Consider the following 26,596-nt stretch of genomic DNA (forward strand, 5'->3'; position numbering starts at 1 on the left):
ACTCCGCGTCGCCAAAGCTCAGTTGCATCGAAATCGTCCGCTTGGGTCGTCGGTTAATTGTCGCAGATCAGGCTGCTTTGTTCAGAGCGTCCTTAAAGCCGCATTTCGAATCCCGATCCGCCTTCCGGCCGGCGCAGCTCGCCATGCTGTCGCATCCGCGTACAGCACTTGACGTTCTGTCACTTTCGCAATGGATTCAACCATGCAGCAATGGCGAATAACGATCTGTGCTTCATCTTGCGCAACAGAAATAATGCAGCAGCCGTATTGGCACCCGACAAATCGTCTCGCTTGTACTGAACTGTGATCGACTACGGCCTTCGGGTTGTATGCGAAGGTGCTGAGTGACCGCATCGGCGACGCCCTTGACCGCGTTGGTTATATCCCCGCGCTTCGCATTGTCGGAATTCTCCCGACATTCACTGGCGCCGGGACTTGTTACGCTTCGCAGCCAGCTGGCAATCGGCTGGTTCGAATGGATTCCACAGGGGACGACATGAAGAAGATGGCCTGCGCACTCACGCTGATGGGCGCCTCCTTGCTGTGCGCTTGCTCTACCAACAGCGTGGTACGTCAGTCATACAAGGCCGACGCTGCCACCACATACTGGTATCAGATCACTGGTAACGACGATACCGATGCAGCCAGCCTGGCCATGTTTCGGCGACAGCTCGATGCCAAGTTGGTCGAAGCCAAACTCCGTGGCACGCAGGGAGCGCCGGGGGCACGCCAACTGGACATCCGCGTGACCCATTACTACATGCGCAGCAATGGCGCACGGTTCTGGGCTGGCATCATGGCCGGACGCGACAAGGTCAAGACCTCGATCGAGGTCAAGGATGCTGGCAAGACCGTGGCTGCCTTCGATGTGGAGTCGACCAATAGCACCGCCTGGGGCACGTCGGAAGGCCTGATCGAAACCCATGCAGAAGAGATCGTCGAACGCCTGGCGCATATGCGATAGCACCCACGGGTGAGAACGGCAGGGCTGCGTGCAAGCCGTCACCGCATGCACTGACGCGCGGTGCTGTCGCTGCATCCCGCTGGTGTTTGCAGCACTCGTGCGACGGACACGTGCCGTCACCATTCCACCAACAGAAGGCCGTCATGTCACCCATCGGGATGGAGCAGTACTGGTACGCCCAGGAAAATGGCGGCGCGGTGGGCGGAACACGGTTGGAGATACAGGCATGGTTTGCAGAAGGGCGCCTGCGCCCGGACACATTGATGTGGACAGCAGGCATGGCCGACTGGAAAGCGTACGCAACCTGCTCCCTGTTCCACTCCGCGCCGCCTGAACTTCCAGTCACCGGCCCAGAACCGCAGCCCTTGCCGGAAAGGCTGGTCACCAAGGATCGCCGGGCGAACCCCCATTTCGGTTCCGGCGACTTCCTCGCCCCGATGAGCCGTGTGCCACAGGTGTTACCCGCCGATGCACCGCCGCTGCATGTGTATGCCGATGGCTGGCAGGACGTGCGGCCGCACCCGTGGCGCCGATATTTTGCGCGTAGTTTCGATTCGCTCGCGCTGGGGATGCTGCTGTGGTTTGCCATCGGCATGGTGGTGGGTACCGTGAGCCCGCCGCTGTATTCGTCACTGGTCTATCCGTTGATAAGCAGGCCACTGGTGTCAGGCATGCTGACGACACTCTTGTTGGTGGCGATGCTCGCAATCTGGATCGGGCTTTGCGGCAGTAGTCCCGGCAAGTGGTTGTTCGGGATCAGGGTCCTGCGTCCTGACGGCTATGCGCTGGGCGTGGCGGATGCCTTTTGCCGCGAGGGGCGGATATTCGTCTTCGGCATGGGGCTGGGGTTACCGCCGATCAACATGGTTGTACAGCTATTTGCACTGGTACATCTCATCAATGCGGGAAGCACCTCCTGGGACAGCAAGCCAGGCTGGGTCGTCACGCATCGGCCTACCGGCCGGTGGCAAACAGGCCTGTACGTTGTGGCAGGGATCACTGCACTGGCGCTGGTAGCCCTATTACGCTGGCTGAAATAGACATGCAATCACTCCATTTACGCGACCGGCGCGGCTATCTGGGCGCAAGGGAAATCAGCCGGGTCAAGGCGGAATTCGAGCATGGCCAGTATCGGCCGGACACGATGTCCTGGTGCCCTGGCGAGCCGAGTTGGACATCGCTCGGCCGTCGTTGGAGTCCGCGCCGCACACCGTGGCTGCGTGTATGCGGCATCGCCGCGTTGATCGGCTGCCTGGCACTGGGCGTTGCATTGCCGCTGTGGGGGATGCACGCGCCCGGGCCACCCCCACTGCCGCTTGCGTGGCACCTGGGCCTGTTTGCCGTCTCGCTGCTGCTGACAGCGGCCGTGCTCGGCGTTGCGGTCAAGCGCGACCCCGGCTACGGCACCTCCCCTGCCTGGACGTCGGTCTGGTTGCTGATATCGGCACTGCCATTGATCGCCACACTGCTGTTTCAGCAGATCGAAAATGATCGTATCCGCCACGAGGAGACCGATGCCCGCATGCGACTCAGCGCAGACAAGCGCGTGCTACGTATCGATGGGTTCATCTCGGCGAATTTCGTCCCGGACTTCAAGGCAGCCATTGCGCAGGCGCCACACCTGCAGCGGATCGACATTCTTAGCGGTGGTGGCCTGGTCGAAGATGCGCTGGAAGTGGCGAAGATCGTGCGTGCCCGTGAACTGGTGGTGCGCGTCGATGACCGTTGCGCCAGCGCCTGCACCCTGCTATGGGCTGCGTCACCGGCACCGGAGTTGGGCCTGCATGGGTCCATCGGCCTGCATCAGACCTCGACACCGAGCAGATCGCCCAAAGAGTGGCGGGAGTCTGCGCTGCAACACGTAGAGACGCAGTCGCGCGAGATTTTGCTGCGGGCCGGATTTGGGCCGGATCTGCTCTCCAAGCGCAGTCATACCCCTCCGACGTCGGTCGCGTGGGTCGATGCCATCGAACTCATCGACAGCGGCGTAAGTCTGCGGGTGGTGGATGCCCAGGGCAGACAAGCGACACCAGCGGCCCTTGCCATGGCTGGCGCGCTTCATCAGATGAACGCAAGCGATGCAACCTGGCGTGCCTACCTGGCCTACGCGGACAAGCAGCCGGACCCGGTTCTGCAGCGTGCGCCCGCGATCCGGCAGGCCTTGCTCGCTAAAGACAAGGAGATTGCAATTGCCTGGCTGCGCAGGCTCTACATCGAACTGAATGCCTTTGCATTTGGGCGATCGTCCGACGCCGACCTGGTGCGTTGGGGGCAAGGCACCGCCGCACTCTGGGAGCACGCCGCACGCACGCGCAACAAGGCGCAATGTAACGCATTGCTCAATAACGACGCCCGCTTACAAGACCAGAGAACCCACGCACGCGTGCGCGAACTACTTGCCGATCTGGTCGAAGCAGCATCGCTCAAGCAGCCGCAGCAGGATGTGCCAGAAACAGCCAGAAATGCCGTCCAGGTCCGCTACAACGCGCTGTTCTGGGAACGGGTGGCCTCGCAGAAGGCAACGTTCAACTGGGCAGCGTCGTCGCCGCTATGGCGCTGTGGAGCGACAGCGCAGCTTTATCAGGAAACGTTGTCCCGGCCAGCTCCACAAGCGGCCGCATCGCTGCGCGCACTGCGCTCACTGTATTTCGAATGAGCGCTGGCGCGCGGACTACTGCGTTTCGAACGCGCCCAGGTCTGGTGCGCGCCCGTTGAAGGCTTCGCCGGCATCGGCGCCGGCATCGATCAGCGCGCTACCCGGGGCCAGTGTTGCGAAACTGACGACCGGCAGATTGCCGTTGGCTTGGCGCGGGCGGGTGAGCTGGCGCTCGTCCAGGCTGACGAAGTCGCGCGCAGTGGCGTTGAGCGGTAGGGTGAAGGAGTTGCGCCCGATGGTGTTGGCGCTGGCCGCACCCAGGTTGGCGATTTCGACCTTTGCGCCATAGCCGAGATTGTTGGCCAGGGTGTGCGCGTAACCAGGCACGTCGGTGCGGTTGTCCGCCAGCGTGGAAAGCATGTCGAAGTTGGCGCGGCCGTTGTTGATGGCGGTGTTGCTGATCCAGGTCTGCCCGCCGATCTGATGGTTGGCATAGAACCCGTTGCTGCGGTTGTCCACCGCCAGGTTGAAGGCAATGCGGTGCTGCGGCACCGGTTGCGGATAGGCGCTGCCGTTGCGGCCGTAGCCGCCTGCCTTGAAGCCATTGCCATCGCCCAGCAGCGTGCCGTCCACGTCGAACCCGTTGCGGAACGACCAGTTGTGCTGCAGCGTCACCGCTTCCCAGGCATTGATGAGGTCGAACCCGTCATCGCTGTTATTCCAGGCTCGGCTGCCTTCGATGCTGTTGCCGGTGCTGCCGGCCGCTGCGGGGTGCACGCCGAAGCCATCGATATTGCCGTAGGAAAAGCTGTTCAACCCCTTGTTGTTGTATGCATCGACATTGCGCACGCGGTTATTGCTGCCGGCCACCAGATACCAGCCGATCGCCTGGCCGTCGTGGATGGCCAGACGTTCGAACAGATTGCCGTTGCCGCCTTCCACCCGGAACGCCTCCGACTGGGTCAGGCGGTCGGCGATGGTGATACGCACGCCAGTCACCTCGAAGCCGCGGAAGGTGCAGTGGCTGGCCTTGATCCGGAATGCTGCCACGCGCTGGTCCGCCGGAGTCACCGCAGTGAAGTCGAACACCGGCCGCTCGGCATCGGCGCTGACGTAGGCGATGCCGTCCTTGGTGATGTCGTTGACGATCGCGTAGGGCTGCCGAACCGCAGTGATGTTGGCCGTGGTCAGGCGATAGGTGCCGCCACGCAGGTAGACGGTATCGCCGCTGGCCGCTGCGGCCTGCGCGGCCATCACGGTGGCGAACGGCCGCGCACGCGTGCCGGTGTTGCTGTCCGAGCCGGTCGGCGATACATACCAGTCGGCAGCGGCGCTCACCAGCGGCAACATGCCGGAAAGGACAATAAGCGCCGCCACGACGCAGCGAGCGGTGGTTTTCATCACGTTTCCCCCAAAGTGATATGGACGGCGCACGCGCTGCAACGGCGGCACCAAACGCAGCGCAGCAAGGCGGCTATGGACGGCAAAACTAACGGCGCACGCGTGCGGCCACAAGCGCTCGGGTTCGCTTACTGCAACGGCAATTCCCCTCTGCATGGGGGGCTGTACGCTGGGCCGGTCGGGCGGCGGCACTTGACCAAACCGGCATGGGCGGTAAGGCTCGGCTGCTAGCGTGCATCTGCTGCATTGCGCGCACTGATTGGAGAGACCGCACGTGGACCGTCGTACCTTCCTCACCCTGTCCAGCATCGGGGCCGCCGGCATGCTGCTGCCGAACACGCGGCTGATCGCGGCCGACCACCTGCTCGCGCCGGTGGATGCGGCGCGCAACCGACGCCTGTCCGATACCGCGCTCACCACCGCCAAGGCCGCTGGCGCCAGCTATTGCGATGTGCGCGTTGGCCGCTACCTGCGCCAATTCGTGATGACCCGCGAGGCGCAGGTGGACAACGTGGTCAACGCGGAATCCAGCGGCGTGGGCGTGCGCGTGCTGGCCGATGGCGCCTGGGGCTTCGCTGCCACCCACACGCTGACCAGCGATGGGGTGGCCGCAGCCACGCGGCAGGCGGTGGCGATTGCCAAGGCCAATGCGCGGCTGGGCGGTACGCCGGTGCAGCTGGCACCGGTGACGCCGGCAGGCGAGGTGCGCTGGCGCACGCCGATCAAGAAGAACGCGATGGAGGTGCCATTGCAGGAGAAGGTGGCGCTGTTGATGGACGTCAATGCGGCCGCGCTCAATGCCGGCGCCACCTTCGTGGCGTCGCGCCTGTTCGCCATCAACGAGCAGAAGTATTTCGCCAGTAGCGATGGGTCCTACATCGACCAGGACGTGCACCGGCTATGGCTACCGTTCACCGTGACCGCCGTGGACAAGGCCAGCGGCACGTTCCGCACCCGCGACGGGCTGTCTTCGCCGATGGGCATGGGCTACGAATACCTGGATGGCGATCCGCGCGAAAAGCATGCGCTGCCGGGCGGGCTTGTCGGTTATGGGAACAGCTACGACGCCCGCGAAGATGCCATCGCCGCCGCCAAGCAGGCACGCGCCAAACTCACCGCACCGTCGGTGAAAGCGGGCAAGTACGATCTGGTGATCGACCCGAGCAACCTGTTCCTCACCATCCATGAGTCGGTGGGCCATCCGCTCGAACTCGATCGCGTGCTGGGCTACGAAGCCAACTACGCCGGCACCAGTTTCGCTACGCTGGACAAGCGCGATGCGAAGTTCCGGTGGGGCAGCGACGCGGTGACCTTTGTCGCCGACAAGACCCGGCCGGGTAGCCTGGGCGCGGTGGGCTACGACGACGAGGGCGTGCAGACCAAACAATGGGAGTTGGTGAAGGACGGCATCCTGGTCGATTACCAATGCACCCGCGACCAGGCGCACCTGCTGGGCAAGACCGCTTCGGATGGCTGCAGCTACGCCGATTCCTGGTCGAACGTGCAATTCCAGCGCATGCCCAACGTCTCGCTGGCGCCGGGCAAGACGCCGCTGGCAGTGGCCGAGATGATCCGCAACGTCGAGCGCGGGCTGTATATCCACGGGCGCGGCTCGTATTCGATCGACCAGCAGCGCTACAACGCACAGTTCGGCGGGCAACTGTTCTACGCGATCAAGAACGGCCAGGTCACGCGGCTGGTGGAAGACGGCGCCTACCAGATCCGCACGCCGGAATTCTGGAACGCCTGCAGCGCGGTATGCGACGAAGGCGACTTCCGCCTGGGTGGCTCGTTCTTCGATGGCAAGGGTCAGCCCAGCCAGGTGTCGGCGGTGTCGCACGGTGCCTCCACCACGCGCTTTCACGGCATCAACGTCATCAACACCGCGCGCGCGCTGGGGTGAGCGCACGCCACACGCGGGCGCCGGTCGCGCCGCCACGGGTGTCCACACCGACCAGCCCGTGCCGGCCTGCCGACACGGGCCGTGTGCAGTGAGCGGCACGACTGCCGCCCGGCACGCCCTGGTACCGTGCCGTGGCACCGGGCAGGGGCACTCGCCCACACCCCTGCCGAAAGTCATTTGACGCGGCATTCATCGCCCGGCAAGAATCGGGGATACCGTGCGGGTGCCATCCGCGCGTCACTACACCACCCGCGCAGCGTGCGCGACGATTGGGAGTTGCCCGTGCAGCGACGTGATTTCCTGGCCCTGAGTGGGCTGACCATGGGCGGGCTCGTCCTGCCCGCCTACTTCGGCAACGCGATTGCCGCCGAGCAGTTGTTGACACCCTTCGATGTGAGCCGCAAGAAGCGCCTGGCCGACGCCGGCCTCAACGCCGCGCGGCAGGCCGGCGCCAGTTACTGCGATGTGCGCATCGGGCGCTATCTGCGGCAGTTCGTGATTACCCGCGAAGACAAGGTGCAGAACGTGGTCAACGCCGAGTCCATCGGCACGGGCATCCGCGTGATCGTGGGCGGCGCGTGGGGCTTTGCCGCCACCAACGAGCTCACCGAACAGGGCGTGGCCAAGGCAGCGGCGCAGGCAGTGGCCATCGCCAAGGCCAACGCCAGGGTGCAGGGCACGCCGGTGCAGCTGGCGCCCGCACCCGGCGTGGGCGAGGTCAGCTGGAAGACGCCGATCAAGAAGAACGCGATGGAAGTGCCGATCAAGGACAAGGTGGACCTGCTGCTGGGCGTCAATGCCGCTGCGGCCGCCGCCGGCGCCAACTTCGTCAACTCGATGCTGTTCGTGGTCAACGAGCAGAAGTATTTCGCCAGCACCGACGGCTCCTACATCGACCAGGATGTGCACCGCATCTGGGCCCCGATGAGCGTGACCGCCATCGACAAGGCCAGCGGCAAGTTCCGTACCCGCGAGGGGCTGTCCGCACCGATGGGCATGGGCTACGAGTATCTGGACGGCGCTGCCGCCGGCAAGTTCGTCTCGCCCAATGGCGTGGTGAACTACGGCCTGTCCTACGATATGAAGGAAGACGCCATCGCCGCAGCCAAGCAGGCGCAGGAAAAGCTCAAGGCGCCTTCAGTGAAGCCCGGCAAGTACGACCTGGTGTTGGACCCTTCGCATACCTGGCTGACCATCCACGAGTCGATCGGCCATCCGCTGGAACTGGACCGCGTGCTCGGCTACGAGGCCAATTACGCCGGCACCAGCTTCGCCACGCTGGACAAGCTCAAGTCCGGCTTCCAGTACGGCAGCGACAAGGTGCACATCCTCGCCGACAAGACGCAGGCAGGCAGCCTGGGCGCGGTGGGTTACGACGATGAAGGCGTGAAGACCAAGCAATGGGACCTGATCCGCGACGGCAAGCTGGTGGATTACCAGGCCATCCGCGATCAGGCGCATATCCTGGGCAAGACGGCCTCCGATGGCTGCTGCTACGCCGACTCCTGGTCCAGCGTGCAGTTCCAGCGCATGCCCAACGTCTCACTGGCCGCCGGCAAGACGCAGCTCAGCGTGAGCGATGTCATCAAGGACGTGGAGAACGGCATCTACATCATCGGCGATGGCTCGTTCTCCATCGACCAGCAGCGCTACAACGCGCAGTTCGGTGGTCAGCTGTTCTATGAGATCAAGAACGGCGCCATCACCCGCATGCTCGAAGACGTGGCCTACCAGATCCGTACCCCGGAATTCTGGAATGCCTGCAGCGCCGTGGCCGATCAACGCGATTACCGCCTGGGCGGTTCGTTCTTCGATGGCAAGGGCCAGCCGAGCCAGGTCTCGGCGGTCTCGCATGGTTCGTCCACCGCCCGCTTCGATGGCATCAACGTCATCAGCACCGCCCGCTCGCTCGGCTGACAGGAGAAACCCATATGAGCATCCTTACCGAAGCGCAGGCCAAAGCCATCCTGGACAAGGTCATCAAGCTGTCCAAGGCCGACGAATGCACCGCCACGCTCAGCGGCGCGATCGACGGCAATATCCGTTTTGCGCTCAACAATGTCTCCACCAGCGGCATCGTGGACAACACCGACCTGCAGGTGCAGGTGGCGTTCGGCAAGCGCGTGGGCGTGGCCACCATCAATGCGTTCGACGACGCCTCGCTGGAGCGCGTGGTGCGCCGCGCCGAAGACCTGGCCAGGCTGGCACCGGAGAATCCGGAGTTCATGCCGGCGGTCGACAAGCAGACCTATGCACCCAGCCCCACCTTCAGCGAGTCCACCGCTGCAGTGGCCCCGGCGTTCCGCGCGCAGGTGGCCGCCGATTCGATTGCCCCGTGCAAGGGCAAGGGCCTGATCGCGGCCGGTTTTCTGGAAGATGGGCAGAGCTTCACCGCGTTTGCCAACAGCAAGGGCAACTTCGGCTATCAGCGCGGCGCACGCTTCGACTACACCTGCACCGTGCGCACCGAAGATGGCCGCGGCTCGGGCTGGGTGGGGCGCAATCTCAAAGATGCAGCCGACTTCAAGGCCGAGCAGGACATCCGCGTCGCCATGCGCAAGGCCAGCGATTCGGCCGAGGCCAAGGCATTGGAGCCGGGCAAGTACACGGTGATCCTGGAGCCGGCGGCAGCGGCGGGATTGATCTCTTTCATGATGCGCTACTTCGATGCGCGCATGGCCGACGAAGGCCGCAGCTTCCTGTCCAAGAAGGGAGGCGGCAACAAGCTGGGCGAACAGGTCTACGATCCGCGCGTGAACATCACCGCCGATCCGTGGGATGCGCGCGCAGCGGTGCTGCCGTGGGACGAGGAAGGCCTGCCGCGCGAGAAGATGTCCATCGTGGAGAACGGCAAGATCGCCAACCTGCAGTATTCGCGCTACTGGGCGCAGAAGAACGGCAAGCGTGCGTTGGGCGAGCCGGGCAACCTGCTGATGGCCGGCGGCGAGAAGAACATCGCCGAACTGGTGCGCGGCACCGACAAGGGCATCCTGGTCACGCGCACCTGGTACATCCGCATGGTCGACCCGCAGACCGTGCTGCTCACCGGGCTGACCCGCGATGGCACGTTCTACATCGAGAACGGGCAGATCAAGCACCCGGTGAAGAATTTCCGCTTCAACGAATCGCCCATCATCATGCTCAACAACATCGACGAGCTGGGCAAGCCGGTGCGCGTGGCCGACGATGAATCCAGCTACGTGATGATGATTCCGCCGATGCGGCTGCGCGATTTCACGTTTACCTCGTTGTCGGACGCGGTGTGACCGAGAACCGGGAATCGGGAGTGGGGAATCGGGAATGGGGGAGCAAGAGCCGCTCCGCTCAACCTGACTGTTCGCCAGCGCTGCCGGTTCCCGATTCCCTCCCGGCTGCCACATCGCGTCGTCACGTCCTCGGCCTGCTGCTCGGCAGCGCCGGGGCACTGGCGCTGCCGCGGCATGCGCATGCGGCCGGCAACTACGATTTCTGGTTCACGCGGCTGCGCTATGACTCGGGGGATTGGGATGTGGATGCGCGCATGCCGTCCAACCTGCTGACCTCGTTGATCGACTACACGCAGCTGCGGGTGGACCCGCAGGAGCATGTCATCGACCTGGCCGATCCGCGCATGTTGCAGGCGCCGTTCTGCTATCTGTCCGGGCACAAACTGGTGGAGTTCAACCCGGCCGAGCGAGGCAACTTCGAACAATACGTGCGCAACGGCGGCTTCGTCTTCGTGGACGATTGCAACCACGATATCGACGGCCTGTTCGCCACCTCGTTCGAGGCGCAGATGCGCGCCATCTTCGGCAAGAGCGCGTTGCAGAAGCTGCCGAACGATCACCGCCTGTACAGCGCGTTCTTCAAGTTTCCCGATGGCCCGCCAGCCACCAGCTTCGAACTCAATGGCTGGGGCGACGACCTGGTGCACGATTATCTCAAGGGCATCCACATCGGCGGCCGGCTGGGGGTGCTCTACAGCAACAAGGACTACGGCTGCGAATGGGATTACGACTGGCGCAACAAGCGCTTTCTGGCCGAAGACAACACCCGGTTCGGCGTGAACATCGTGATGTATGCCTTGACCAACTGACTCCAGCACGCAGGAGCGCGCTGGCGCGCGATGCCGCTTTATCGGTCACACCGCATCGCCCGCCAGCGCGCGCCTACGCCAGCAGCCACAGAACGAGACTTCCCCCATGACGTCCCCCAGCAACGACATCCTCACTGCCCAGCTCTCGCAACTGGGCGCGCTGCGTGCTGCCTTGGCGCAGGCCGTGGTCGGCCAAGAGGCAGTGGTGGAGCAGCTGCTGATCGGCTTGCTGGCCGGTGGCCACTGCCTGCTGGAAGGCGCGCCCGGACTGGGAAAGACGCTACTGGTGCGCTCGCTTGGCCAGGCGTTGGAGCTGCAGTTCCGCCGCGTGCAATTCACCCCGGACCTGATGCCCAGCGACATCCTGGGTACCGAGTTGCTGGAAGAAGACCACGGCACCGGCCACCGGCATTTCCGCTTCCAGCAAGGGCCGATCTTCACCAACCTGCTGCTGGCCGACGAACTCAATCGCACCCCGCCCAAGACCCAGGCCGCGCTGCTGGAAGCGATGAGCGAGCGCACCGTCAGCTACGCCGGCACCACGTATGCGCTGCCGGCGCCGTTCTTCGTGCTGGCCACGCAGAACCCGATCGAGCAGGCCGGCACCTACCCGCTGCCGGAGGCGCAGCTGGATCGCTTTCTGTTGCATGTGCGCGTGGACTACCCCAGCGAGCAGGAAGAGCGCGACATCCTCAGCCAGACCACCGGCACGGCCAGCGCGCAGGTGCCCAAGGTGATGGATGCGGCCAGCGTGCAGGCACTGCAGCAGCATGTGCGGCACGTGCATGTGGGCGCAGAGTTGCTGACCTGGATCAACCGCCTGGTGCGCGCCAGCCGGCCTGGCCCACAGGCCAGTGACGCAGTGCGCCAGTGGATCAAATGGGGCGCCGGCCCGCGCGCGGGCCAGTCGCTGGTGCTCGCTTCCAAGGCACGAGCGCTGTTGCATGGCCGGCTCGCCGCCACCCGCGAGGATGTGCTGGCGCTGGCCGCGCCGGTGATGCGGCATCGCCTGCTGCTGTCCTTCGCCGCCGAAGCCGAACAACGCAGCGCCGACGAGGTGGTCGCCGCGCTGCTGCACGCCGTGCCGTTCCCGTCCTGATCGGGCCGTGGCGCAGATGCCGTTGCCGTCGCTGATTCCCGCCGATGTGCGCACCCGCCTGCGCGGCCTGCAGCTGCGTGCACGCCAGGCGCAGGGCGCGCACGGCATTGGCCAGCACGCCAGCCGCAGCCGCGGTGCCGGGCTGGAATTTGCGCAATACCGCGCCTACGAACCGGGCGATGCGCTGCGCCAGATCGACTGGAAACTCTACGCACGCTCGGACCGCTTCTTCGTCCGCGAAGCCGAGCGCGAAAGCCCGCTGACGCTATGGCTATTGCTCGACGCCACCGCATCGGCCGGCCAGGCCGACAGCGCACGGCCGCAGCACACCCGCCTGCACACGATGGCCACGCTGGCCGCCTGCGCAGCAGAGGTGGCGCTTCAGCAGGGCGACCGTGTCGGGCTCTACGCCTTGCATGGCGGCGGCCTGGTCGCGGTGCCGGCCGGTGTCGGCAGCCGCCAACGCGACCGGCTGTGGCTGGCCTTGCAGAACTTGCGCGCCGGTGGCCGCTGGCCCGGACTGGACGCACTGCGGCCGTTGTGGGAACGCATCGCCGCGCATGATTTGCTGCTGTCCATCGGCGACGGATTCGACGAGGAACTGGCCGCCGCGCTGGAAAAATTCGCCGCCGCGCGCCGCGAAGTGCTGCAGCTGCAGGTGCTGACCTGCGACGAGCGCGATTTCCCGTTCGCCGGCGGCCATCGCTTTCGCGATCCGGAAACCGGGCAGGAACTGCTTGGCGACGGTGCGGCCATGCGTGCCGACTACCTGCAGCGCTTTGCCGATGCCCAGCGCGCGCGCCAGGCACGCTGGCAGGCGGCTGGCATCCGCCACGCCGTGCATTACCTGGATGCGCCGGCCGATGCCGCGTTGCGCCAACTGTTTGGTCAGGGCACGGCCCGGTGAGCAGTCGTGCAGGCCCGATCTTGCTGCCACCGCGGCGCGCGCGCAGAGGCGCAGGCGATGCGGCAACCGGGAAACCCACGACGGTCGTTGCCGTGGGCAGGCAGCCGCTGCACAGCCGCTGCCCCGCATCGGGATCGGCATCGGCACAGGCATGCATCACGCGCGCATCGCGATTGCCTGGCGGCGCCGGTGTCTGCGCGATGACGGCTTGCCACTGCTCGCTGGCTGCGCAACATCGCGGCACGCCGCGGCCGTTACCTGCGCCGCGCGGTTGCATGCGCGTGGCCGTTGCCGTCTCCGCCCACGCAGGCAGCGTGCGGTGAATCTGCTGCTGCTCCTGCCCGCCGGCCTGGCTGCGCTGGCCGCGCTGCTGATGCCCTTGCTGATCCACCTGGCACGGCGCAGCGAGCACCGCCCCACCGACTTCGCCGCATTGCGCTGGCTGCGGGCGATGCCGCGCCCGCGCCACCGGGTGCGCTTGGACGAATGGCCGCTGCTGTTGCTGCGTTTGCTGCTGCTGGCCGCCCTGGCCCTGCTGCTGGCCGAACCGGCATTGCGCGAGCGGCAGGACAGCCGCCCACGCATCGCCGTCAGCCCGGGCGTGGATCTGGCCGCCGCGCGTGCGCTGCCCCACGCCGATGACGCGCAATGGCTCTGGCTGGCGCCGGGCTTTGCGCCGATCAATACCGATACCGCTGACCGCAGCCCCGCGACCTTGGGCACCGCGCAGCCGGTCGGCAGCCTGTTGCGCGAACTCGACGCCCGTCTGCCGGCCGGGGCGGCGCTCCGCGTGATCGTGCCCGCGCAATGGGGCGCATTGGATGCGCAGCGCATCCAGCTCGCGCGTGCCGTGCAATGGCAGGTGCTGCCCGGCCACTCGCCGCTGGCAGCACCCACACCGCCCGCCCCACTGCACCTGCAGGTGGTGACCGACGACACCGCGATGCCGGCGCTGCGCTATCTGCGCGCCGTGCAGGCGGCCTGGGCGCTGCCGGACCGCCTGCCGGTGGTCACGCCGGCGGCCGCGCAGCCGCCGCGCTGGGCGCCCGGCACGGTCGTGGTCTGGCTCTCGCCCAGCGCCCCGCCAGACTCGGTCATCGCCTGGGCCGCGGCGGGTGGGCAACTGGTGTTGCAGGCGCAGGCGCCGGTTCCGGCCGCACTCGCCGCCCTACTGCAAGCGGCACCCGAGACCGATGGCGAACCGCTGCTGGAAGCCGCAGCGCTGGGCCGTGGCCGGGTGCTGCGCTGGACCGCCCCGCTGCAACCGCAGCAATTGCCCGCGCTGCTGGATGCCGACTTCCCCGCCCGCCTGCGCACCGCAGTGCAGCCACCGCCCACCCCGCACGCCGCACCGGCGCAGACCCAGCAACCGCAGCGTGGCGCCGCGATCCGGCTCAACCTGCCGCCGCAGTCGCTGGCGCCCTGGCTGGTCGGCCTGGTGCTGCTGCTGTTCGCCCTGGAGCGCTGGCTGGCCACCGCCCCACGCCGGAACGCGGCGGCATGAGCACCCCGCAGCTGCAGCGCGCGTGGCAGGCCGCACGCCGGCGAGCGGCGGCCGGCGTGCTGCTGTTCGGGCTGCCGCTGGCGCTGTTGCCGGCGGTGCTGGCCTGGCGCCTGCAGGCGGCGCTCGCACCGTGGTGGCTTGCAGGCGCCCTGCTTGCGGGCCTGCTGGTGCTGGCAGCGGTGGCGCTGCGGGCAGCACGCCGACTGGACCAGGCCTGGCTGATCCGCCGGCTGGACCGTGCGCCGGAGCTGGAAGACAGCAGCGACCTGCTGTTGCTCCCGCGCGAACGCCTCGGCCCGCTGCAGGCGCTGCAACGGCAGCGGCTGGAACAACGCCTGCGCAGCAGCCCGCGCGATCTACGTCCGGCCTGGCCGTGGCGGCGCACCGGGCCCTGGAGCCTGCTGGGCGTATTCGCCTGCGCGGCATTGCTGCTGTGGCCGCCGCGCGCACTGCCACCATCGGCCGCCAACGGCGATCGCCTCGCCACAGCGCGTGCCGAGCGCGGCGCCCCCATGCTGCGGCAGGCGCGGCTGCACAGTGCACCACCGGCCTACACCGGCCTGCCGGCCGCACGCCTGCCCGGCCTGGACGCCCGGGTGCCGGCCGGCACCCGGCTGGACTGGCAGCTGCAGGTCAGCCCCGCCCCGCGCACGGTGGCGCTGCGGCTTGGCGACGGCCGCCTGGTCGCGCTGACCCGGCAAGGCAGCAGCGACCAGTGGCAAGGCCACTGGCTGGCCGAACTGCCGGCGCTGTATCGCATCCTGATCGACGGCGCCCCCGCCGACGGCCGGCTGCACCGGCTGGACGTGCAGCCGGACCGCCCGCCGCAGGTCCGCGTGCTGGCGCCCGAGCAGAGCCTGGTGCTGTGGACGCCGGCCCAGACCGGCAATCGCGGCTGGGCGCTGCAGTTCGAAGCCAGCGACGACTACGCGGTGGCCGCCAGCGCCGAACTGCGGCTGACCCTGGCCCAGGGCAGCGGCGAGAACATCACCTTCACGACCGAGCGTCGCAGCCTCACCGGCAGCGGCCCGGTCAACCGCCGCCGCTTCGCCACCACCCTGCAGCCGCAGGCGCTGGGCATGGAAGCCGGTGAGGACCTGATCGCCCAGCTCATCGTCCACGACACCCGCCAGCCCGGCCCGCAGGAAGGCCGCAGCGCCAGCGTGATCCTGCGCTGGCCGCCGCCCGAAGCGAGCACCTCGACCGGCCTGGAGGCCAGCGTCAAACGCACCCTGCCGGCCTACTTCCGCAGCCAGCGCCAGATCATCATCGACGCGCAGGCGCTGCTGAAGGAACAACCGCGCCTGGATGCAGCCAGTTACCTCAAGCGCTCCGACGCCATCGGCGTGGACCAGCGCCTGCTGCGGCTGCGCTACGGCCAGTTCCTGGGCGAAGAGAGCGAGGGCGCGCCCCAGGGCCCAACCACGGCCGACACCATGCCCACCAGCGATGCCCCGGCCGACGATCTGCCAACCGCCGATGCTCCCGCACCGCCGGCCCACCCACCTGCCAGTGCCGATCACGACCACGATCACGACGCACATCCGGCCGGCGCCGCCGCGCTCGACGATCACGATCACCATGGCCACGACCACGGCGGCGCGCCCACCACGCGCAGCGGCTTTGGCCAGGCGCAGGACGTGCTGTCCGAATTCGGCCACACCCATGACCACGCCGAGGCCGCCACCTTGCTCGACCCCAAGACCCGCGCCCTGCTGCGCGCCGCGCTGGACCAGATGTGGCAGTCCGAAGGCGAACTGCGCCAGGGCCACCCCGAGCGCGCGCTGCCCTATGCCAACAAGGCGCTGGGCTTCATCAAACAGGTGCAACAAGCCGAACGCATCTACCTGCCGCGGGTGGGGACACAATTGCCGCCGATCGACCCCGGCCGGCGCATGCGCGGCAAGCGCGACGGGCTGGTGCGCGGCGCCGATGCGCTGGTCGAGCGCAGCATTGCCGACCCACAGCCGGTGGCGTTGTGGCAGGCGCTGGACGACCCCACGGCGGCCGGCGATCGCGCCGCGCTGGACGCCTTTGCGCGCTGGCTCCCCGCACACCAGGCCGCCCTCGACGGCCCGCTGGATCTGGCCGCTGCGGTCGAGACCCTGCGTGCCACCCCCGCCTGCGCCGCGTGCCGGCAACGCCTGCGCGCGCTGCTCTGGCCGCTGCTGGTCCGCCCGCCGGCCGCCGTGCAACCGCGCCAGGCCGCCGATGCCGGCGGCCAGCGCTATCTCGATGCGCTGCATGCACAGGAGCGCCCGTGATGCCGGCCTGGGGTGTGCTGGTAGCCCTGCTCGCGATCACCTTGCTGGCCTGGTGGCGGCTGCGCCGCGCGCGCCTGCCGGTCTGGCGCAAGGCCACGCTGCTGGCGCTGCAACCGGTGTGCGCGGCGCTGCTGTATTGCGCCCTGCTGCCGCCGGCGCAACCTGGCACCGCCGGCACCCTGGTGGTGGCCACCGCCGGCGCCGGCGCCCCGGCCTTGCAGGCGGCAGCTGGCGACACCGTCATCGCCCTGCCCGAGGCCCCCACAGCGCTGCGTGCGGCCGAGCGCATGCCCGATCTGGCCACCGCCCTGCGGCGCCACCCCGGCACTACCGGGCTGCGCATCGTCGGTGCCGGCCTGCCCGCGCGCGACCGCGACGCCGCGCGTGGCTGGCCGCTGCGCTACGCCGCACCGCCGCCCGTCCCCGGGTTGAGCGCACTGGACACGCCCGCGCTCGCCGCGCCCGGCAGCGACGTGGCGATCCAGGGCCGCATCAGCGGGCTGCGCGCTGCCAGGCTGGAGCTGCTGGATCCGGCCGGTCGCCGCGTCGACCTGGTCGCACCCGACACCGATGGCCGCTTCCGGCTCACCGGCAACGTACGTGCCGCTGGCGACAGCGTGTTCGTGGTGCGCGTGCTTGGCCCCGAGGAGCATGTGCGCGACCAGGCCACGCTGCCGGTGTCGGTGGTGGAAAGCCCACCGGCCAGCCTCTGGATCCTGGCCGGCGCGCCACAGCCCGAACTCAAGTACCTGCGCCGCTGGGCGCATGACGCCGGGCTGCAACTGCACACCCAGATCGCCACCGGCGGCGGCATGCAACTGGGCGATGCCCCCCGCCCGCTCGACCCCACCACGCTGGACCGCAGCGACCTGCTGATCGTCGACGAACGCGCGCTGGCCGCGCTATCGCGCACGCAACGCGGTGCCCTGCGCGCAGCAGTGGAACGCGGGCTTGGCCTGCTGCTGCGCCTGGGCGGCCCGCCCGACGCCGCGCAGCGCAACGCAATGGCCGAACTCGGCCTGCCCGTGCGTGGCGATGGCGCCGCCGCACCGATGCGGGTCGGTGCTGCATCTGTGCCAACCCAGCCGCCTACCGCTGCGGATGCGGGCCGGCCGCCAGCCACGCCCGCCGATACCACCGCACCGGCCGTGCCCGCACTGGAACGCCGCGCCCTGGCACCTGCCGATGCCGATGCCGTCGCCCTGCAGCGCGCCGCCGATGGCACGCCCTACGCCTGGTGGCGCGCGCTGGGGCGCGGGCGCATCGGCCTGATCGCGGTTACCGACAGTTATCGGCTGGTGCTGGGCGCTCGCCCCGCCCTGCACGCCGCGCTCTGGAGCCAGACGCTGGCCACGCTGGCCCGCGCCAAGCCACGCGCGCACGCTCCGCTGCGCACAGGGTGGCGCGACCAACGCATCGCCATCTGCGCACTGGGCACGGCAGCGCGGCTGCAGGCACCGGACGGCCACACCCAGCCGCTGCTGCCAGCGCCCGACACCGGTGCCGCCGCCTGCGCCGGCCTGTGGCCCGCGCAGGCCGGCTGGTATCGCTGGCAGGACGGCCAGCGCCGCGGCGCGCTGTACATCCGCACGCCCACCGATGCACCCGCCCTGTTCGCCAACACGCAACGCCACGCCACGCTGGCGCTGGTCAACACCGGCGCAGCGCCACACGCAGCACACGCCACACCGCAGCCTGGTCCGCGCTGGCCATGGTGGCTGGGGTTCGTGCTCGCTGCCACGTTGCTGTGGTGGTTGGAGCGGTGGCGCAGCGCAACAGCGCAGCAGGCCGGCTAGGCGCTGGACATGCACGGCCAACGCGCCGCACGGCGGGGCGTGCGGGTGCAGCAACTGCGAAAAAGCAAGGCATCTGCGTCAGCCCCTTGTGGAGCGGCTACGCGGTTTCTCGCCGCGCAGTGCAGCCTACCCGCGCCGCCACACCCGGCACTGATTGTTGGCCGGCAACGCGACATCTTCGATCAGGCTTAATCCAACCGATGCCGCCAGCGCATCCACCGCTTCGGCATCACGGATGCCCGATGCGGGATCGCGCGCGCGCAGCATCGCATCGAAAGCGCGGTTGCTGTCGCTGGTGAACTGGCCGTCGCGATTGAAGGGTCCATAGATCGCCAGCACCGCCGCTGGCGCCATCACCGCTGGCAACCCGGCAAACAGCGCCTGCACCTGCGGCCAGCCCATGATGTGCAGGGTGTTGGCGCTGTAGACCGCGTCGTAACCCGGCCGCCGGTCGGCCAGCGCCGGCACTGGCGGTGGCGGCGCCAAGCCGGGCGCAGGCGTCAGCACGGCCTGCAGTGGCACTGGCGTTGGCGTATTCGGCAACGCCGCCTCGTCCAGCCATTGCTGCATGCCCGGCAGATGATCGGCGTGGTCGCTGGCCTGCCACTGCAGCCACGGCATGGCCTGGGCGAAGTGCACCGCGTGCTGCCCGGTGCCTGCACCGATTTCCAGCACATGCTGCCGGTTGGCGAAGTGCCGCTGCAGCACCGCAAGAATCGGGTCGCGGTTGCGCGCGCAGGCAGGGGAGAAAGGCTTGGTCATGACGACAGCGCGTGTCCTGAAGATGTGGGTTGCGGTCAACGGGTTGCAGGCAAGGCGTCGTACGCCCGCCGCACCGCCTCCTCGCCAAAACGCCGCTCCAGCCGGCGCACGATGAAATGCCCGCGCGCCATCGCCTGGAAGTGCCGCATGAATACGGTGTTGAGCGTTGCACCACTGACCGCGCCCACCAGCGGCACCGCCTGCACGGCGAGCTTTTCGCCCACGTTGACCGAAAACTTGGCGGCGATGCGTGACACCAGCGACACCAATGCCGGCGCGCCCTTGCTGGCGAAACCGTGCGCCGCGACATGCCGGACAGCGGCGCTGAGTTGCTGCGCCATGGCCGCACGCACTGCGAAATAGCCCGATTCGGCGCCATCGTCCACTGCACTGCGGCCGCCATGCGCCAGCACTTCCAGACACGCCAGCGCGGTGTCGGGATCGTGCAGCGATTCGCCCTCGGCGCGGGCGATGTCGGCGATCGAGCGCAGCATCACCGTGGTGGTCAGCGGCAATTCCACCAGCAATCCGGGCAGCCCGAAGAAGCCGCCCGCGCCCCCGGCCAACGCCACCGCCAAGGTGTGGCGCGTGGTGGCGGCCGGCTGCGCTGCCGGGGCAGTGCCACGCAGGCTCAACAGCGCCGATTTCATCGCCACCTGCAACGCGCGGCGGGTCAGGCCGTCGATGCCACGGGTCACCCGCTTGGGCAAGCGCTTGCTGATGAGGCCCTCCAGCGGTGCGCCCAGCGCATTGGCCAGCTGTGCGGCCACGCCGGGGTTTTCCAGCAACGCGTGGGCTGTGGCCAGATCGCGTTGCGCTGCAACATCCATCACCGGGATCGGAAGCGTCGTCATGCCTGCTCTCGTCATCGAAGGACCTCTCTAGATGGTACCCAGCCCGATGTGAGTATCGGACAAGCGGTCCCGATGACGCAGGGCGTGCTGCAATCATCTGGTAAAATGCGCGATCACCGGCATCCACGCCGCCAATACCCACAGATGACCCATGAGATCCGCCACCGCATCGTGATCGCCGCCGCGCCGGAAGTGGTGTCGGCCGCGTTGTCCGAGCCTGCGAAGCTGGGCTGCTGGTGGACGCGCGAGGTACATCAGGTGGATGGCGGCGTGTGCCTGGGCTGGAGCGGGCACGGCTGGCAGGTGGCATTGCGCATCGATGCAGGCGCCGACCATCGGCAGGTGTGCTGGCGCTGCGAGCGCTCCAACATGCTCGATACCGATGCCTGGGAGGGCACGGTGCTGCGCTTTGATCTGCTGTCCGTCAGCGAGGGCACGCAGCTGGACTTCGTGCAGTCCGGCTACCGCGATTCGCCCTGCCTGGCGACCTGCACGCAGCGCTGGCGATTCGTGCTGGGCAGCAGCCTCAAGCGCTACGTGGAGACCGGACAGGGCATGCCCTATCCGGACACGCCGCAAAGTGGTGACCCGGCGCTGCGCTGAGCGCGGGCGCCGTGCTTACGCGGTGCGTGGCTGCCCGAGCGCGGCCGCAGGGCCCACCGGCAACTGCGTATCCACCGTCACCGGGCTGTCGGTCTGCAGCAGGGCGCGCGCTTCGGCGTCGCTGGCGACCGCCGGCGGCGAGCCGCGCAACGGCAAACCCGCCGTTTCCCGTACGAACAGCATCGTCACCAGGCCGATCACCGCCGCGCCCATCAGGTAATAAGCAGGCACCAACGCATCGCCGGTGCGCTCCACCAGCCAGGCGGTGACCAGCGGCGTGGTGCCGCCGAACAACGACACCGAGACGTTGAAGGCGATCGACAACGCGCTGTAGCGCACCGGGGTGTAGAACAGCGCCGGCAGCGTGGACGGCATCGAGCTGGTGAAGCACACCAGCGCCAGACCCAGCAGCATCAGCCCGGCGAAGATCAAGCCGTCGTGACCACTGCCAATCAGCAGCAGGCACGGAATCGCCAGCACAAACAGCGCAACACAGGCGCCGATAATCATCGGGCGGCGGCCCAGCCTGTCGCTGAACAGGCCACCGACGATATTGAGCGGCATCATCACCAACATGACCAGAATAATCAGCAGCAAGCCCTTGCTCTGCGCATAGCCCATGGTGACGCTGAGATAGCTGGGCATGTAGGTCAGCAACATGTAGTCGGTGACATTGAACACCAGCACCAGGCCCACGCACTTGAGCAGCTGCGGCCAGTGCAGGCGCAGCAGCGTCATCAGGCCCAGGCCGGCGGTCTGCCGCTCGCGCTGCTCCGACTGCTTGGTATAGGCGCGAAAGGCCGGGGTTTCTTCCAGTTTCATGCGCATGTACAGGCCCAGCAGACCGAGCGGGCCGGCGATCAGGAACGGCACGCGCCAGCCCCAGTCCAGCATCTGCGCCGGGGTGAGGCGCATGTGCAATGCCGTCACGGTGGCGGCGCCGGCGATGTAGCCACCCAGCGTGCCGAACTCCAGCCAGCTGCCCATCAGGCCGCGATGGCGGTCGGTGGCGTATTCGGCAATGAAGGTGGCCGCGCCGCCGTATTCGCCACCGGTGGAGAAGCCCTGCAGCAGCCGCGCGATCAGCAGCAGCGCCGGTGCCCACAGGCCGATGCTGGCGTAGGACGGAATCAGCCCGATGCTGAAGGTGCCCAGCGCCATCAGGATCATCGTGGCCGCCAGCACCTTCTGCCGCCCATAGCGATCACCCAGCGGGCCGAACACCATGCCGCCGATAGGCCGCACCAGGAATGCCACGGTGAAGGTGGCGAAGGTGGCGATCAACTGCGCGGTAGGGTTGCTCGCGGGGAAGAATACCTGGCCCAGCGTCACCGCCAGATAGCCATACACCCCGAAATCGAACCATTCCATTGCATTGCCCAGCGCTGCGGCGCCAACGGCCTTGCGCAGCATGCCGCGGTCCACCACGGTGACCTCGTCCAGCTGCAGATGACGGCGGCGTTTGAACCAACCAAAGTGCGAACGGATCGCGCGGGTATCGTGCATGGGTGCAGTCTCCAGACTGTGTCCTTCCGGGAGCGGCCACCGCTGCCCGCTCGTCCTGGCCAACGCACAGGACACGACACATCCACACACGGCAATTGCACGTGCATTGGGGAGCCGGAGACATTCCCGGACGGCCGCGTCAACTCAGCAGCGCTGCGGGACAGATGACCAGAGAAATGGGCGTACGCCCAAGGGCTTGATCGGCGGCCATGTTACTACAGCCCACACACCGCTGCAGACGCGAGCGCACACAACGCGCCACATTGCGCGTTTTCCCGCGAAAAACTGCATGTCGGCGGCCTGTCGCGGCGTCGCACGTGCACACGCGGCATCCAATCAGCACGCCGCCAAAAGATGCATCTGCCCGCTGCCTGTTTGCGCATCCGCACAGATGCGGCAAAAGCGCATCGACGATGCGCCGTCAACGCGCATGCAGGCATCCGCAAACTGGTCGAAAACGCGCGCGTCGCTCACGCATGCACGATCAGCGTGCGTCGATAGTGGCGTCCAGCACCGCCAGCATCGCGTGCAAGTCTTCGCGGGCCTGCGGCCGCACCGCGCGTGCGAGCTCTTGTCCATCGCGCAGCAGGATCACCGTGGGCCACAACGTGACCTTGAAGGAGCGGCCCAGCGGCCGCCCCTTGCCATCTTCGATCTTGTAGTAGTCCAGCGCCGGGTAACCTCCCAGCACCTGCTGCAACAAGGGCTGCGCCGCACGGCAATGACCGCACCAACCGGTGCCGAATTCCAGCAACTGCAACCCCGGCTGCGCATCGATGGCGCTACGCTCGGGCGCGTGTACGGCATAGTCGCGAACGAACCCCATCGCCGGTCTCCTCGCTCTCAGGACAATGCGCGCTGGATGTCTTCCAGCGGCAGATTGGTCAGGTCCTTGGCCAGATCGCCCACCAGCCGCTGCTGCGTCTGCTTGTGCAGTAATGGCCGCACGCGGCCCAGCGTGGTCGGATCGGCCACCAGCACCAGGTGGGCATATTCCTGCTTGAGCGCCCCATCGTTCAACGCCTGCGACAATTGTTTGGCGAAGGTCATTTCGTCCAGATCCGCTTCGGTGAGGTCGTGCGGCGCCTTGCCGGCCGGGCCGTCGTCGTCAACGTTCTGCACATCGGTGCGTGCATGCTGGCGCAGCATCACCCGGGTTTCGTTGCCGGTATTGGTAAACCAGCGCGCTTCGCCACCATCGGCCACCACGACCAGGGCACCCTGAGGAATTCGCAGACTCATTCGATTTCTCCTGTTGCTGTCGGCGGCCTGGCAACTGCCACGCCGCATCGATTGCAGGCTAGGCCAGCAAACGTAAGCGTGGCGGCTAGCCGGCGTCAGCGGGGCGTTAGCGTGCAATGGCCGAGGTGCGCGCGCGGGCCGGTCATGCAGCGGCGGCGCACTCGGCCTGCAGCTGTTGCACTGCCTGCCGCGCAGAGCGGGTCAACGGCGTGGGCAAGGCATCCAGCGCGAACCAGCCGATGTCGTGCAGCACCTGCGGCTCGCACAACACCGCCTGCTCGCTGCCTTCGATACCGGCCAGATACACCGGCGCCACCCAATGCTGCGGCGGATCCATCTCCGGCTCGAAGTGACTGACCACGCACAGTACCCGCTGCGGATGCACCTGCAGGCCGGTTTCCTCCAGCACCTCGCGCACCACCGTGGCTTCCACGGTTTCCATCCAGTCCACCTTGCCGCCGGGCAGCCCCCAATGCCCCTGCTCGGGCGCCCGCCCGCGCAGCACCAGCAGCAATCGGCCATCGGTGCGCTGGATGAAGGCGCCGCAGCCAACGCGGGGACGCAGATCGGAAGTGGACATGGCATGTCTGGCGAGCGGGTTGGTGCAAGTGTCCCAGATGTTGCCGACGCGGTCAGCGTGCGCCTGCGCCGATTCCACGTCGGCGATGACGCGCAGTTAGCGCCGCATTGGCGAGGATGGTGATCTTGTGCGCGCAAGCGCACCTTCTGCAGGAGTTGGGTATGTCTCGTATTTTGGTGATCGGCGGCCATGGCAAGGTCGCGCGCCTGCTCACGCCGTTGCTGGTGCGCGACGGGCACCAGGTCACGGCACTGTTGCGCAATCCCGACCACCAGGCCGAGGTCGTCGCCGACGGCGCCACCGCACTGGTGTTCGACATCGAACAGGCCGACACCGCCACCATCGCCGCGCAGCTGGCCGACCACGATGCGGTGGTGTGGTCGGCCGGTGCCGGCGGCGGCGATGCCGCGCGCACCTATGCGGTGGACCGCGACGCAGCGATCCGCTCGATGCAGGCGGCCGAACAGGCACGCGTGCGCCGCTATGTCATGGTGTCGTATCTCGGCGCCGGGCTGGAACACGGGCTCGGGCCGGACGATGCCTTTTTCGCCTATGCCCAGGCCAAGGGTGCCGCCGATGCCTACCTGCGCGGTACCGCGCTGGACTGGACCGTGCTTGGCCCCGGTCGGCTGACCCTGGACCCGCCTACCGGCCGCATCACCCGCGACCCCGGCAGCGATGCCGACGGCGGCGTCTCGCGCGCCAACGTGGCCCAGGTGATCGCCACCGCGCTGGCGACGCCGGCCACCATCGGCAAGACGGTGGGCTTCATCGACGGCCAGACCCCGATCCCGCAGGCACTGTCGCAACTGGGCTGAGCACCCTGCCTGGCGGCCTGTGCCGGCCAGGCACTGGCTGCACGGCCTGACGATATCCAGCCGCCGGCGAGCAGGACCGCTAAGCGTTGGCGCTGCCGGAGGTGGGCACAGGGCATGCCCATACAAAAACAGGCACCGCGTGCGAACGCGGTGCCTGTGGAAGGTGGTCCAACTGCGGATGCCTGCACCCTTTAAGCTGCCTAGATGCTCTAGAACTGCACAGCTGGTAATACAAGTTACCGCCTGGTGCGTTAGTGTGATGTGCACTTCGGCCTGCGCATGAAGACAGCCTGCTCATGCTGCGTCGCAACTTGCCACGCCCTTCCAGTGTCCAGCCTGGTCGGCGGTGGACAACGCCACGCGCAACGCACGCTGCCGCGCCGTCGGCCGGATGCGCGGCATCCGCCACCGTCACGCGGGACGTGGGCGGGTGATGACCGCGCGCAGGCAGCCGCACGGGTGGGTTCCACATTGCCGCCATGCCCGCCATCGCCGATAGTCGCGACATCGACCGAACGATTGCCCACATGCTCGCCAACGTGTTGTTGCTCGCTACCGGCCTGGCCTTGGTCGCCACCGTCGTCGGTGTCCTGGTGTGGAGGCGTCTGCGGGGTCCCGCATCGCAGCCCGCGGCGGCGGCGATCAGCGTCGACGCGGTCTCCAACACCCCCGCCGATCCGACAGCGCCCGCGCCGCAATCGGTGGCCACGCCGCCGGATACCCTGCCCGCTCGACCGCCAGCGGCGAACGTCGCGCGCCCCCTGCCGTATGCACCGCCGCCGATGCGTCCGCTGTTGCGGCGCATGTATGCGGTGGTGATGGCCACTCCGTCGCTGGCCGACGGCGATCTGCCCATCGCCCCCGCGCAGGCCGCCGTGCTGGACGCGGTCGGCGACGCGCTCGCCCACGCCGACCTGCGCCCACACCTGCTGCCACGCCGCCCGCACCTGTTGCCGCAGCTGATGCGCGCGGTCAACGACCCGGATGCCTCCGGGCGCGCGATCGCCGCGATCATCGCGCAGGACCCGACACTGGCGGCCAACCTGTTGCGCATCGCCAACAGCGTGCTGTACCGCCCGCAAGGCGCGCCGCTGGAAAACCTGGAGCGCGCGGTGGTGCATATCGGCACCGAGGGTGTGCGCCAGATCCTGGCCGCGGCGGTGATGCAGCCGGTGCTGAGCCTGGATGGCGGCCTCCACGCGCGGCTGCCGGCCGCGGTCTGGGACTACGCCCTGCGCACTGCCACCGCCGCGGCCGCCTACATGCGCGAACACGGGGGCGACAGCTTGTCGGCGCAACTGGCCGGCCTGCTGCAGGGCCTGGGCGCAGTGGTGATCCTGCGCGCGCTGCGCGACGCCTATGCCGAACGCCCCGGCGTGCCCTATCAACTGGACGTGGCCGCCATCCTGGTCGAACGCCATACCGCCGCCGTGGCCAAGACCATCGCCACCACCTGGGAGCTGCCGCCCGCCGTGAGCACCGCCCTGGACGAGCAACGCCCCGAGCACGACGCGACCCTGCTGGCCAGCCCCCTGGGCCGTGCGCTGCGCTACGGCCGCCTGGCCGCCGCCCTGGCCTTGCTCGCCCGCCACGGCGCCGAGCAGGAAGATCACGCCCTCAGCGTGCTCGCCACGCTGCAGCCAGACGATGCCGCCAATGCCGCCCTGTGGCAGCGGCTGGTGGCGGCCAGCGTGGAGTGAGCCTGCAGGTGACGGCGGCTGA

Annotated in this window: 23 protein-coding genes; 16 read left to right on the forward strand and 7 right to left on the reverse strand. The window is 67.9% G+C overall.

The window, feature by feature from the left end; genetic code table 11:
• From XcuCFBP2542_RS19830 to XcuCFBP2542_RS15320, 4 genes are all read left to right on the forward strand, one after another.
• Nucleotides 1-221 (forward strand): hypothetical protein (locus XcuCFBP2542_RS19830; RefSeq protein ID WP_211293017.1); only part of this gene is annotated, 221 nt, incomplete at its 5' end.
• 275 nt (nucleotides 222-496) lie between these two features.
• Nucleotides 497-964: a DUF4410 domain-containing protein gene (locus XcuCFBP2542_RS15310; RefSeq protein ID WP_104604576.1), complete on the forward strand. Its 468-nt coding sequence runs from the start codon at nucleotides 497-499 to the stop codon at nucleotides 962-964.
• 143 nt (nucleotides 965-1,107) lie between these two features.
• On the forward strand, nucleotides 1,108-2,004 hold the full coding sequence (locus XcuCFBP2542_RS15315) for an RDD family protein (protein ID WP_104604578.1): 897 nt from the start codon (nucleotides 1,108-1,110) through the stop codon (nucleotides 2,002-2,004).
• Nucleotides 2,005-2,006: 2 nt separating this feature from the next.
• A complete protein-coding gene (locus tag XcuCFBP2542_RS15320; protein ID WP_223214383.1) occupies nucleotides 2,007-3,620 on the forward strand; it encodes a hypothetical protein in 1,614 nt (537 codons plus the stop codon).
• A gap of 15 nt (nucleotides 3,621-3,635) precedes the next feature.
• Here XcuCFBP2542_RS15320 and XcuCFBP2542_RS15325 read toward each other — a convergent pair whose 3' ends face one another.
• Nucleotides 3,636-4,961 (reverse strand): right-handed parallel beta-helix repeat-containing protein, encoded by a 1,326-nt coding sequence (locus XcuCFBP2542_RS15325; RefSeq protein WP_104604580.1) that lies wholly within the window; start codon nucleotides 4,959-4,961, stop codon nucleotides 3,636-3,638.
• 274 nt (nucleotides 4,962-5,235) lie between these two features.
• Between XcuCFBP2542_RS15325 and XcuCFBP2542_RS15330 the strand changes: the two genes are divergently transcribed.
• The 9 genes from XcuCFBP2542_RS15330 (at nucleotide 5,236) to XcuCFBP2542_RS15370 (ending at nucleotide 18,509) form a co-directional block, all read left to right on the forward strand.
• Nucleotides 5,236-6,864 (forward strand): TldD/PmbA family protein, encoded by a 1,629-nt coding sequence (locus XcuCFBP2542_RS15330; protein WP_170067007.1) that lies wholly within the window; start codon nucleotides 5,236-5,238, stop codon nucleotides 6,862-6,864.
• A 282-nt stretch (nucleotides 6,865-7,146) separates the two neighbouring features.
• On the forward strand, nucleotides 7,147-8,781 hold the full coding sequence (locus XcuCFBP2542_RS15335) for a TldD/PmbA family protein (RefSeq protein ID WP_167526800.1): 1,635 nt from the start codon (nucleotides 7,147-7,149) through the stop codon (nucleotides 8,779-8,781).
• A gap of 14 nt (nucleotides 8,782-8,795) precedes the next feature.
• A complete protein-coding gene (locus tag XcuCFBP2542_RS15340) occupies nucleotides 8,796-10,130 on the forward strand; it encodes a TldD/PmbA family protein (RefSeq protein WP_104604582.1) in 1,335 nt (444 codons plus the stop codon).
• On the forward strand, nucleotides 10,127-10,939 hold the full coding sequence (locus XcuCFBP2542_RS15345; RefSeq protein WP_104604583.1) for a DUF4159 domain-containing protein: 813 nt from the start codon (nucleotides 10,127-10,129) through the stop codon (nucleotides 10,937-10,939). The genes XcuCFBP2542_RS15340 and XcuCFBP2542_RS15345 overlap by 4 nt, the downstream gene beginning before the upstream one ends.
• Nucleotides 10,940-11,045: 106 nt before the next feature.
• Entirely contained in the window at nucleotides 11,046-12,038 is a 993-nt protein-coding gene (locus XcuCFBP2542_RS15350) for an AAA family ATPase (RefSeq protein WP_104604585.1), read from the forward strand.
• A 16-nt stretch (nucleotides 12,039-12,054) separates the two neighbouring features.
• Nucleotides 12,055-12,945 carry a DUF58 domain-containing protein gene (locus tag XcuCFBP2542_RS15355; protein ID WP_104604623.1) on the forward strand — a complete coding sequence of 297 codons (891 nt, stop codon included), beginning with the start codon at nucleotides 12,055-12,057 and terminating at the stop codon, nucleotides 12,943-12,945.
• A gap of 319 nt (nucleotides 12,946-13,264) precedes the next feature.
• A complete protein-coding gene (locus tag XcuCFBP2542_RS15360) occupies nucleotides 13,265-14,449 on the forward strand; it encodes a BatA domain-containing protein (RefSeq protein WP_104604587.1) in 1,185 nt (394 codons plus the stop codon).
• Nucleotides 14,446-16,713 (forward strand): hypothetical protein, encoded by a 2,268-nt coding sequence (locus XcuCFBP2542_RS15365; protein WP_170067008.1) that lies wholly within the window; start codon nucleotides 14,446-14,448, stop codon nucleotides 16,711-16,713. Before XcuCFBP2542_RS15360 ends, XcuCFBP2542_RS15365 begins: the two co-directional genes overlap by 4 nt.
• Nucleotides 16,713-18,509, forward strand: a complete 1,797-nt coding sequence (locus tag XcuCFBP2542_RS15370; RefSeq protein WP_104604589.1) for a hypothetical protein — start codon at nucleotides 16,713-16,715, stop codon at nucleotides 18,507-18,509. Before XcuCFBP2542_RS15365 ends, XcuCFBP2542_RS15370 begins: the two co-directional genes overlap by 1 nt.
• A gap of 126 nt (nucleotides 18,510-18,635) precedes the next feature.
• Here XcuCFBP2542_RS15370 and XcuCFBP2542_RS15375 read toward each other — a convergent pair whose 3' ends face one another.
• Nucleotides 18,636-19,271 carry a DUF938 domain-containing protein gene (locus XcuCFBP2542_RS15375; protein WP_104604591.1) on the reverse strand — a complete coding sequence of 212 codons (636 nt, stop codon included), beginning with the start codon at nucleotides 19,269-19,271 and terminating at the stop codon, nucleotides 18,636-18,638.
• A 35-nt stretch (nucleotides 19,272-19,306) separates the two neighbouring features.
• Nucleotides 19,307-20,125: an EcsC family protein gene (locus XcuCFBP2542_RS15380; RefSeq protein WP_104604593.1), complete on the reverse strand. Its 819-nt coding sequence runs from the start codon at nucleotides 20,123-20,125 to the stop codon at nucleotides 19,307-19,309.
• Between the two features lie 144 nt (nucleotides 20,126-20,269).
• Here XcuCFBP2542_RS15380 and XcuCFBP2542_RS15385 point away from each other — a divergent pair, with 144 nt between their 5' ends.
• Complete coding sequence (locus XcuCFBP2542_RS15385) at nucleotides 20,270-20,728, forward strand: SRPBCC family protein (protein ID WP_167526798.1); 459 nt, start codon at nucleotides 20,270-20,272, stop codon at nucleotides 20,726-20,728.
• A 15-nt stretch (nucleotides 20,729-20,743) separates the two neighbouring features.
• On the opposite strand, the gene proP is transcribed toward XcuCFBP2542_RS15385, so the two are convergent.
• The 4 genes from proP to XcuCFBP2542_RS15405 all read right to left on the reverse strand — a co-directional run bounded on the left by proP (nucleotide 20,744) and on the right by XcuCFBP2542_RS15405 (nucleotide 24,056).
• A complete protein-coding gene (proP, locus tag XcuCFBP2542_RS15390; RefSeq protein WP_104604595.1) occupies nucleotides 20,744-22,234 on the reverse strand; it encodes a glycine betaine/L-proline transporter ProP in 1,491 nt (496 codons plus the stop codon).
• A 484-nt stretch (nucleotides 22,235-22,718) separates the two neighbouring features.
• Nucleotides 22,719-23,060: a thioredoxin family protein gene (locus XcuCFBP2542_RS15395; RefSeq protein WP_104604597.1), complete on the reverse strand. Its 342-nt coding sequence runs from the start codon at nucleotides 23,058-23,060 to the stop codon at nucleotides 22,719-22,721.
• Nucleotides 23,061-23,077: 17 nt separating this feature from the next.
• On the reverse strand, nucleotides 23,078-23,476 hold the full coding sequence (locus XcuCFBP2542_RS15400) for a host attachment family protein (RefSeq protein ID WP_104604605.1): 399 nt from the start codon (nucleotides 23,474-23,476) through the stop codon (nucleotides 23,078-23,080).
• Nucleotides 23,477-23,618: 142 nt separating this feature from the next.
• Nucleotides 23,619-24,056, reverse strand: coding sequence for an NUDIX hydrolase (locus XcuCFBP2542_RS15405; RefSeq protein WP_104604629.1), 438 nt, complete (start codon nucleotides 24,054-24,056; stop codon nucleotides 23,619-23,621).
• 161 nt (nucleotides 24,057-24,217) lie between these two features.
• Between XcuCFBP2542_RS15405 and XcuCFBP2542_RS15410 the strand changes: the two genes are divergently transcribed.
• Nucleotides 24,218-24,874: an SDR family oxidoreductase gene (locus XcuCFBP2542_RS15410; RefSeq protein ID WP_104604631.1), complete on the forward strand. Its 657-nt coding sequence runs from the start codon at nucleotides 24,218-24,220 to the stop codon at nucleotides 24,872-24,874.
• 479 nt (nucleotides 24,875-25,353) lie between these two features.
• On the forward strand, nucleotides 25,354-26,574 hold the full coding sequence (locus XcuCFBP2542_RS15415) for an HDOD domain-containing protein (RefSeq protein ID WP_249027664.1): 1,221 nt from the start codon (nucleotides 25,354-25,356) through the stop codon (nucleotides 26,572-26,574).
• Nucleotides 26,575-26,596 lie beyond the last annotated feature (22 nt).

It is taken from the genome of Xanthomonas cucurbitae (assembly GCF_002939885.1).
In the GTDB taxonomy this organism is placed as follows: domain Bacteria; phylum Pseudomonadota; class Gammaproteobacteria; order Xanthomonadales; family Xanthomonadaceae; genus Xanthomonas; species Xanthomonas cucurbitae.